We start from the raw sequence: 3444 nt of genomic DNA, 5'->3' as shown, positions 1-3444 counted from the left end.
ACCTCCCGCCACCTCCCAGGACGTCGAGGCGACCGTCTGCCACCTGGCCGACACCCCGCTGACCGTGGGCCAGCGCGTCCTGCTGAAGCACACCACCCGTACCGTCAAGGCGATCGTCAAGGACATCCCGACCCGGCTGACCCTGGACGACCTCTCCGCGCACCCGGACCCGGGCCGGCTGGTCGCCAACGACATCGGCACCGTGAAGGTCCGTACCGCCGAGCCGCTCGCGCTCGACTCGTACGCGCACTCGCGCCGTACCGGCTCCTTCCTGCTGATCGACCCCGCCGACGGCACCACGCTCGCCGCCGGAATGGCGGGCGAGTCCTTCGCCACCGCAGCAGCGGTGGCAACCACCGAAAACACCGAAGAAGGCTGGGACTTCTGATGCAGAAGCCGACCAACGTCTTCCTGACGTTCGCGAAGGAGGGCGGCCGCGTGGGCAGCGGCGCCCTCGGTGCGGGGTCCGGGGGTGTCGTGCGATGTGCGTGACCACCCCTGACCCCCGTATGCGCCACAGACGAAGACACAGACCTGACGATCTCCCGGCCACGCCCTAGGGGCGTGGGATCCGGGCCTACGAGAGGAACGCCTCCCGTGCCTGCCAACCGCACCACCCGCCGCCTGCGTCGCAGCGTCGTCGCCGCTGCCGCCCTGCCCCTGCTGATCGGGGCGCTCGCCTCCTGCGGGTACGGTTCCGAGGCGAAGAAGGAAGACGAGAAGGCCCCCGCCGCCGCGGAGGGCAAGAAGCTCTCCGCCGATTCGGTGAAGCTGGGTTATTTCCCCAACCTCACGCATGCCACCGCGCTGGTGGGTGAGCAGCAGGGGATCTTGCAGAAGGAGCTGGGGGGTACCCAGCTGAAGTCGACGACGTTCAATGCCGGTCCCTCGGAGATCGAGGCGTTGAACGCGGGTTCGATCGACATCGGGTTCATCGGCCCCTCCCCGTCGATCAATGGTTACACCAAGTCCAAGGGCACCAACCTGCGCATCGTGGGCGGTTCGGCCTCGGGCGGGGTGAAGCTGGTGGTGAACCCGGCGAAGATCAAGACCCTGGACGACGTCAAGGGCAAGAAGATCGCCACTCCGCAGCTGGGCAACACCCAGGACGTGGCGTTCTTGAACTGGATCGCGGAGAAGGGCTGGAAGGTCGAGGCGCAGAGCGGCAAGGGTGATGTGTCGGTGGTCCGCACCGACAACAAGATCACCCCCGACGCGTACAAGTCCGGTTCCATCGACGGCGCCTGGGTCCCCGAGCCCACCGCTTCGAAGCTGGTCAGCCAGGGCGCGAAGGTCCTGCTGGATGAGTCGACGCTGTGGCCGGGCAACAAGTTCGTCATCACCAACATCATCGTCAAGCAGAGCTTCCTGAAGGACCATCCCGACGTGGTCGAGGCGGTCCTGCGCGGCTCGGTGAAGACCAACGCCTGGATCAACGCCAACCCCGACAAGGCAAAGACGGCGGCGAACGACAAGCTCAAGGCCCTGACCGGCAAGGCACTGCCCGCCGACATCCTTGACCCGGCCTGGAAGTCGGTGCAGTTCACCGACGACCCGCTGGCCTCCACCCTGCAGGCCCAGGCCGACCACGCGGTCGCCGCCGGACTGCTCAAGAAGCCCGACCTGGCCGGCATCTACGACCTGACCCTGCTCAACAAGGTCCTGCGCACCGAAGGCAAGACCGCCGTCGACGACGCCGGACTCGGCACCAAGTAACCCCAACTGTCCGTTAGTTCAGGTCTCCCAGGAGGTGACGACCATGGCCACCACACTCACCGGGGCACACGCCGAGGACCGCACCCACGTCCAGCCCGCCGCCCGTCTGGAGCACGTCTCCAAGTCCTTCGCCACCCCCGCCGGCCACCAGCTCGTCCTGGACGACATCAGCCTCGATGTCGCCCCCGGCGAGTTCGTCACCCTCCTGGGAGCCTCCGGCTGCGGCAAATCCACCCTCCTCAACCTCGTCGCCGCCCTCGACCAGCCCAGTGCGGGCACCATCACCACCACCGGCCGGCCCGCCCTGATGTTCCAGGAACACGCCCTCTTCCCCTGGCTCACCGCCGGCAAGAACATCGAACTCGCCCTGCGCCTGCGCGGCGTGCCCAAAACCGAACGCCGCACCGAAGCCGAACGCCTCCTGGAACTCGTCCGCCTGGCCGGCGCGCACGGCAAACGCGTCCACGAACTGTCCGGCGGCATGCGCCAGCGCGTCGCCCTGGCCCGCGCCCTGGCCCAGGACAGCCAACTGCTTTTGATGGACGAGCCGTTCGCCGCCCTGGACGCCATCACCCGCGACGTCCTGCACGGCGAACTGACCCGCATCTGGAGCGAGACAAACGTCTCCGTCCTCTTCGTCACCCACAACGTGCGCGAAGCCGTCCGCCTCGCCCAGCGCGTCATCCTGCTCTCCTCCCGCCCCGGCCGCATCGCCCGCCAGTGGACCGTCGACATCGACCAGCCCCGCCGCATCGAGGACGCGGCCGTCGCGGAGCTGTCCGTCGAGATCACCGAAGAACTGCGTGGGGAGATCCGCCGCCATGGCCAGCACTGACACCCAGCACACCTCAACCACCACGCCTGCGAAGGCTGATGACCTGGCGGGCCTCGAAGCCGGACTCGACGCCCTGGACACCGTCCAATCCCACCGCACCCCGGTCCGCGAGATCCTGCTCAAGAAGGTCCTGCCCCCGCTCACCGCGATCGTGCTGGTGATCGCCGTCTGGCAGGTGCTGGTCTGGGCGAAGGTCACCGACGAGGGCAGCCTGCCCGCCCCCACCGCCGTCCTCACCAGCATCCACGACCTCTGGCTGGCCGGAACCCTCCTCGACGTGGTGTGGACGTCCGTCTCGCGCGGCCTGCTCGGCTTCCTCCTCGCCCTGGCCATCGGCACCCCCCTGGGCCTGCTCGTCGCCCGCGTCACATTCGTGCGCGCCGCGATCGGACCCATCCTCTCCGGCCTGCAGTCCCTGCCCTCGGTCGCCTGGGTCCCCCCGGCCGTCATCTGGCTGGGCCTGAACAACTCCATGATGTACGCCGTCATCCTGCTCGGCGCCGTGCCCTCCATCGCCAACGGCCTCGTCTCCGGCGTCGACCAGGTCCCACCCCTGTTCCTGCGCGCCGGCCGCACCCTGGGCGCCACCGGACTGCGCGGCACCTGGCACATCGTCATGCCCGCCGCCCTGCCCGGCTACCTCGCCGGCCTCAAGCAAGGCTGGGCCTTCTCCTGGCGCTCCCTGATGGCTGCCGAGATCATCGCCTCCTCCCCCGACCTCGGCCTCGGCCTGGGCCAGCTCCTGGAAAACGGCCGCAACAACTCCGACATGCCCGGCGTCTTCCTCGCCATCCTCCTCATCCTCACCGTCGGCATCGCCATCGACCTCCTCATCTTCAGCCCCCTCGAACGCGCCGTACTCCGCACCCGCGGCCTCCTCGTCAAGAACTGAG

Annotated in this window: 4 protein-coding genes; all 4 read left to right on the top strand. The window is 68.6% G+C overall.

The window, feature by feature from the left end:
- Positions 1 to 388, top strand: a 388-nt coding sequence (locus tag ABT160_RS46220; protein ID WP_502984426.1) for an elongation factor 1-alpha C-terminal domain-related protein, incomplete at its 5' end; no start/stop codon positions are given.
- 209 nt (positions 389 to 597) lie between these two features.
- Entirely contained in the window at positions 598 to 1716 is a 1119-nt protein-coding gene (locus ABT160_RS46215) for an aliphatic sulfonate ABC transporter substrate-binding protein (RefSeq protein ID WP_351656215.1), read from the top strand.
- 43 nt (positions 1717 to 1759) lie between these two features.
- The gene (locus ABT160_RS46210) at positions 1760 to 2551 is read left to right on the top strand and encodes an ABC transporter ATP-binding protein (RefSeq protein WP_351656212.1); all 792 of its coding nucleotides are present in this window, start codon (positions 1760 to 1762) and stop codon (positions 2549 to 2551) included.
- Complete coding sequence (locus ABT160_RS46205; protein ID WP_351656209.1) at positions 2538 to 3443, top strand: ABC transporter permease; 906 nt, start codon at positions 2538 to 2540, stop codon at positions 3441 to 3443. Before ABT160_RS46210 ends, ABT160_RS46205 begins: the two co-directional genes overlap by 14 nt.
- Position 3444: the final 1 nt, after the last annotated feature.

Origin of the sequence: Streptomyces sp. NPDC001941, assembly GCF_040296945.1 — a bacterium.
Classification (GTDB): domain Bacteria; phylum Actinomycetota; class Actinomycetes; order Streptomycetales; family Streptomycetaceae; genus Streptomyces.
The sequence above is the reverse complement of the archived record's forward strand: the minus strand, read 5'-3'. Positions and strand labels throughout refer to the sequence as shown.